Below are 6,072 nucleotides of genomic sequence, written 5' to 3' on the forward strand. Positions count from 1 at the left end.
AGTAATAAGATGCAGCAGACGCCATGACTGAACCCAGGAGCGCAAATGACCGATCCCGATTTTAATTTACTTGTGGCGCTGGATATTTTACTGGCGGAAGAGAGCGTGGCGGGGGCGGCGCGACGCGCAGGGCTTAGCGCCTCGGCGATGAGCCGCACCCTGACCCGTCTACGTGAGGTCACCGGTGACCCGTTACTGGTGAGAGCCGGGCGCAAAATGGTCTTAACGCCGCATGCGCAAAACTTAAAAGCGCGAACGCAAAACGTAGTTTCTGAGATGCGTTCGGTGCTCAACAACTCCGCTGCGCCGCTTCATCTTCCGACGCTGGAGCAAACCTTTACTCTGCGTACCAACGAGGGGTTTGTCGAAGCTTTTGGCCCGGCATTAATTTGTGCCTGTGCGGCGCAGGCGCCGGGAGTGAAGCTTAATTTCGTCGCCAAAAGTGAAAAAGGACCGCAGTTTCTGCGCGACGGGAGCGTGGATCTGGAGATTGGGGTGCTGAAAAATATGGGGCCGGAAATTCGGCTGCAGGCACTGTTTCGCGATCGTTTTGTTGGCGTACTGGCTCCAACACATCCCCTGGCGCAGGGCGGACAAATTACTCCCGAGCGCTATGCCGCCTGCGAGCATGTGATTGTTTCCCGCCATGGGATGGTCCGTGGGCCCGTGGATGACGCGCTGGCGGAATTGGGTCTGAGCCGCAAAATTGCGGCGGTGGTGCCGGGGTTTACCGCTGCGCTGGCGGTTGCCCGAGACTCGCAGCTGGTGGCGCTGGTCCCGGCTTCTTGTCTGCATCATGGCATGCGGGAGGGCATCGTCGCGTTTGAACTGCCGGTCAGCACACCGGAGATTACCGTCTCGCAGATGTGGCATCCGCGTCAGGAGCTTGCCCCCGGTCATGGCTGGCTGCGCCAGCAGGTGTTGAGCGTTTGTCGGCAGGTGGCATGATGGCAAAAAAAAGCCCGCACAAGTGCGGGCGAAAAATACTGGAAGCAATGTGAGCAATGTCGTACCGAATACCTGAGTGTTTTTCTCAACTATTCGGTAATGAGAAAGATAATAGTTCTCATCTAAGATATCAACCCCATCTTTTGTGCGGAAGCGATTTTTTTAATTAATCACAAAAACGGTACGTTTCTGGCTGTTGTCGCGCGGCCATGCGTTCGCCACTTCGCTGAGCGCAAGCGGGGTGGTGGCGATGGTAAAACCGCCTGCAACGGCGGCCTGCAGCATTTCGCCGGTCGCCGCCAGGAGCTGCGGCATCGACAGGCTACCGATACCACTGCCCATCAGTTGTAGCGGGGCCGCTCTCAGCACCGCGCCGTTGAGCGCAATTTCCGCGCCGGAAAGCGACCCCACCTGCACGTAGCGCACCGGTGCGTTGCCTGGACTGTGTTTCGCCAGCGCGGGCAGCAGCAGTTCGGCGCTGCGGCCCCATAGATAATCCACCACCACATCAACCTGCTGCGCCGCCTGCTCGCTGAATTGTGCCTGTAGCGTCGGATCGTCTGCCGTTAAGTCGATACAGACGTCGGCACCGAGGGCGGCCAGCATCTGCGTATTCCGACCGGTGGCGATGATCTTTCTTGCGCCGTGGAAGCGGGCAATCTGCACCGCAAGCTGACCGGCGCTGCCGGTTGCGCCGTTGATCAGCACGCTCTCTCCGGCGGCCAGTCCGGCACGCTTTACGAGCGCGGCCCAGGCGGACATTCCGGGATTTGCCATCGCGGCGGCGGTGATATCATCCAGGTCATCTGGTAAAGGCAGGCAGTTTTCGACGGCGACCGGCGCCCACTGCGCCATGCTGCCCCAGGGCGCAGTGGGGAAGGCAAAATAGACCCGCTGCCCATCGGCCAGCGTTCCGACGCCATCAATGCCGACCACAAACGGCAGCCGGCCGTCGAAACTGTAATGCTTACCGGAGGCGCGACCTTTCACCACATGGCTGATGGCGGCGGCATTCACTTTTACCAGGGGGTGATGGGCATCGGCCTGCGGATCGGTAAAATCGGCCCAGACAGGGCCCTGCTGCAGATCGAAAACTACGGCTGCTTTCATAATGTTATCTCCTGAAGGCAATTATGTGTAAAATGCACATAATAGATAACGGCACTATACCCGGTTAAAAAATATATGCAAGATGCACATAATAATTACGACATTACCGATTTCCACGGCGCGTTGCTCGATATCATTAGCGTGATGAACCAGCCCGTTCGTGATGAGCAGCTGCTTCAGGCCGCAGATGTCCAAATCGATCAAATTCTGTTTCCGCTGCTGGTGGCCATCGGACGTTACGGGCCGGTAGGGGTCGTGGAACTGGCGGATAGCCTGGGGCGCGATTACACCACCGTCAGTCGTCAGGTAAAAAAACTGGAGGCGCAGGGACTGGCGCTCAAACAACCTAATGCCCAGGATCGGCGGATCAGCGAAGTCACCTTGAGCGAGCAGGGAAAAGCTGTGATTGAACGCATCGCGGTGGCGAGGACACGGCTGATGAATCAGGTACTGGCAGAGTGGGCTGAGGAAGAGGTAGAGGCGCTGTTTCGCCTGACGCGCAAATACGCCGACAGCTTGCAGCGGAAATAGTTGTCTGGTGTGGATATTGAGGCAAGGAGATTCTGACGTCTGGTGGTGCCCTCAACATCTGGACAAATGTCTGTAATCGATCTGCGGTTTTGTAGATTGTTGGCATTGCAGTCCCCATCTTGTTGCGGCGTATTCCTCAGCCGTAATAATAATCCGTTGGTGAAAAAACAGCGGGGATTGTGGCTGAGCATTTTGTCGGATTAGATGATAAAGGCAAGGCTTGTGATGAAATCCAGAAACAGAGGTTTTGATTTATCAAGGTGGCGAATGGAAAAGATAAAAACATAAGGTTTTTATATTATTTATGATGAAATAAAAGCGTGGTTTTCGTTCATTGGTTTATTTAGTGAATGCCATCCTTTATTTTATAAATGTAATGAATGGATATATTCTCGTCGTTGTATTACGTCAGTGATTTAATATCTTGAATTTTATAGAAATAAAATTATCGTCTGATTTTGTTTGATCTCATTGAAGATCTGGAGTAAATAAAACCCATTAAATTAACATTGGCAAACATAAGGGTTTTATATGCAACACCCGCTCTTTTTCATCTCTCTGCAAAGGCCGTTTGATTATCACCAGAAAATATTTCCCACAAAACAATGCTGGCGTATTGTTGCTGTTCTGGCCGGATTATTTCTCCTGGCCATATCGCCATATACCCGCGCGGATCAATCCAGTGCAGAAGTGGCGCAATCCACAGCAGAGGGGGACGCTGGTAACAAGCCATTAAGAAAACTGTCTCCTAAGCAGCTTCATGTGGACGTAGAAATTCCAGGGGAATACAGCATCAGCATACTTTTTGATACAGGGTTGTCAATCAATAAAAGTAGTACGTACTACTATCAAACTAAAATAAAGAAAAGTAGTGCGGACTACTATCAAGCTAAAATAAAGAGAGAACGTGAGATTTTAACTTTGTTCAACAAGGAAATTGAGGGTGAAGTTGGTATTTATAGTGTTGTGGATGATAAGGTTGTTCGGAAAATAAAAATTCCAACAGAAAATAGGGGGGGTGGAAATGAAACTATTCGTCTCATTGATCGTGCTGGAGCTGGTCGGTATTATGCCAGTTTTTGGCTAGATAGAGGGCGGTACATAATTATTCCAGACATATATAGTCACCATCCGGATTTTGTTGAATATACTTTTAAGTTTGGTCGGGTTTATGGTAAATGATTTTAGAGGGATGCCGTTATGTCATACACAGTAACTATTAAAAATGACTCCCTGTTTACTAATGGGCAGGGTGCGATTCATACATGGCTGGAACTCAGTGATGGAAGTGGTGTGGTCTATTTTGGATTTACACCTACTGATCTTGGTTATTTCAATAAAAAAGGTTTGTTGGATAGCGATAATTATCTTAAGCAAAGAACTTCCTCTGAACAGTTAACCATTGAAATAACGGCAGAACAATACGGCAGTATGGCCGGAGCTATCAGCGACTTTAAAGAATTCCCTCCGCTCTACGATCTTATTCCGGACGGTGACGGTAGTGATTTTAACTGTACTACTGCTGCCAGTTTTATCCTTAAAAGCGCGGGCATTGATTTTCTGGATTCAGTTCAGTCGCCTTTCGGCGTCGCTGAAAAAATTAATGGCAATAATGATTACACGATGAATGACCTGGTGGAAGATGCCCTCGATGCAAAAGACGTGATTGATAATGCCGTCAGCCATACCTATAACAACATCCGCGACAAAATCACAGAGCTCTTCGGGAGTACAGCTGAATCAATACCTGGAGAACAGGCCGCGCTGGCGAACGAATTACTTAATCTTACGGAAAGCTGGTTGAATACCACCCGTGAATCGGTTTATTCGCTCTTTGGTGAGGTCGCCGGGAGCGATAATTATCCGGGGAGCTATTTTGGCGAGATCATCGGGCATTATAAAAGTTTGCTGGATACGCTGATGAGCAGTATCGAACAGCTACTTCAGGGCTGCCCTGTCCCCATCAATATCGGTGGGGTGAATTTATTTACGCCAGGTTTTATGGATCCGGTGATGGGTCCTGGCCTGGTTTGTGCGGAAAACCAGGCCAGCCCCATTATTATTGACCTCGACGGCGATGGCATCGAAACCTTATCCGTCAGCAGCGGTGTTTTCTTCGATCATGATGGCAACCAGTTTGCGGAAAACACCGGCTGGGTGGCTCCGGACGATGGGTTGCTGATATTCGATCGTGATGGCAACGGGCAGATTGATAGCGGCAGTGAACTCTTTGGCAATAATACGCTGCTGAAAAGTGGCAAACTGGCGGCCAATGGCTATCAGGCTTTGCAGGAGCTGGATGAAAATAAAGACGGGCAGTTGAACAGTGATGATGCTATCTGGGCGTCATTGCGCATCTGGCAGGATGGGAACAGTAACGGCCGGGTTGACGAAGGAGAGTTACTTTCCCTTGAAGAGGCCGGTGTGGCCGCCATTGGCACCGGCTACAGCACGTCACAATATGTTGATGAACAGGGGAATGCCCACCGGCAAACCAGCACCATTACGCGTTCAGATGGCGCGGTCGGCCAATCGGCGGACGTCTGGTTTGCGGCCAACAAAGGATACTCACGCTACACAGGCGATGTGACCCTGTCCGCTGAAATTCAGGCTCTACCGTATATCCGCGGGTTTGGCAATATGGCCGACCTGCATACGGCAATGAGTCTTAATCCGCAACTTATCGCACTGGTTCAGCAGTTTGTGGCCGATCCCATGGCCGCTAAAGCGTCTGGCCTCATCGAAAAGCTCCTTTTTACCTGGGCAGGCGTAACGGATATCGCTGAAAACAGTCGCGGGAGCTATATCGATGCCCGACAGCTTGCGGTTCTCGAAACCGCTGCTGGTAGGGGATACCGGAACACGGTTAACGGTACGGTTAACCCTCTGAGCAGCGCTGCGGCCTTATTACAGGATGAATACCGCCGTTTTGCTGCCTATACCGAAGCCTGCCTGTTGGCCACAACAGTATATACCCGTGATTTTGATTTTATTCATCTGCAGCTAAGCCCCGATCTCAGCGGTCTGACGCTGAACTTTGAGGCATTTGAGGCGCATCTGAATACTCTGATGCAGACGGACATGGGGCGCTATCTGCAGGTGAGTAATGTCCTGTATGCCTGGATGGAATACCTGCCATCCTTTGCAGATGTCCGGGTGAGATTAGGTATTCCTGAGGCGTTGACATTTACCGGCAGTGACAATGCGGATGTCGTGACGGGCAAAAACACGAACGATGTGCTGTGGGGAGGAAAAGGAAATGACCAGCTGAAGGGCGGATATGGGGATGACACCTACCTCTTTAACGCCGGAGACGGGCAGGACACGATTATTGAGAGCAGCGGAGCGGACACGCTGCGGCTCGGGGAGGGGCTGATGGCGGAGCAGGCGGTACTTTCCCGGCAGCGGGTGCAGGGCTATGACAGCCTGGTGCTCGGCTTCCGCGACCGGGCGGACAGCGTGATTATCCAGGGGTACTTCAGT

At 51.7% G+C, this 6,072-nt stretch carries 4 protein-coding genes and 1 pseudogene; 4 read left to right on the forward strand and 1 reads right to left on the reverse strand.

From position 1 onward, the window contains the following. Window positions 1-45 precede the first annotated feature (45 nt). Window positions 46-948 (forward strand): LysR family transcriptional regulator, encoded by a 903-nt coding sequence (locus tag BV390_RS17340; protein ID WP_049267042.1) that lies wholly within the window; start codon window positions 46-48, stop codon window positions 946-948. 162 nt (window positions 949-1,110) lie between these two features. Here the strand turns inward: BV390_RS17340 and BV390_RS17345 are convergent, their stop codons facing one another. Then, window positions 1,111-2,058 (reverse strand): quinone oxidoreductase family protein, encoded by a 948-nt coding sequence (locus BV390_RS17345; RefSeq protein ID WP_085397141.1) that lies wholly within the window; start codon window positions 2,056-2,058, stop codon window positions 1,111-1,113. A 75-nt stretch (window positions 2,059-2,133) separates the two neighbouring features. Between BV390_RS17345 and BV390_RS17350 the strand changes: the two genes are divergently transcribed. The 3 genes and pseudogenes from BV390_RS17350 to BV390_RS17360 form a co-directional block, all read left to right on the forward strand. Continuing rightward, window positions 2,134-2,589 (forward strand): MarR family winged helix-turn-helix transcriptional regulator, encoded by a 456-nt coding sequence (locus BV390_RS17350; protein ID WP_085397142.1) that lies wholly within the window; start codon window positions 2,134-2,136, stop codon window positions 2,587-2,589. Between the two features lie 531 nt (window positions 2,590-3,120). Beyond that, window positions 3,121-3,771, forward strand: coding sequence for a hypothetical protein (locus BV390_RS17355; RefSeq protein WP_085397143.1), 651 nt, complete (start codon window positions 3,121-3,123; stop codon window positions 3,769-3,771). A 249-nt stretch (window positions 3,772-4,020) separates the two neighbouring features. Then, window positions 4,021-6,072, forward strand: a pseudogene (locus tag BV390_RS17360) (calcium-binding protein); the annotation flags it as partial.

It is taken from the genome of Klebsiella sp. YJ (assembly GCF_002108615.1).
Lineage (GTDB): Bacteria > Pseudomonadota > Gammaproteobacteria > Enterobacterales > Enterobacteriaceae > Klebsiella > Klebsiella planticola.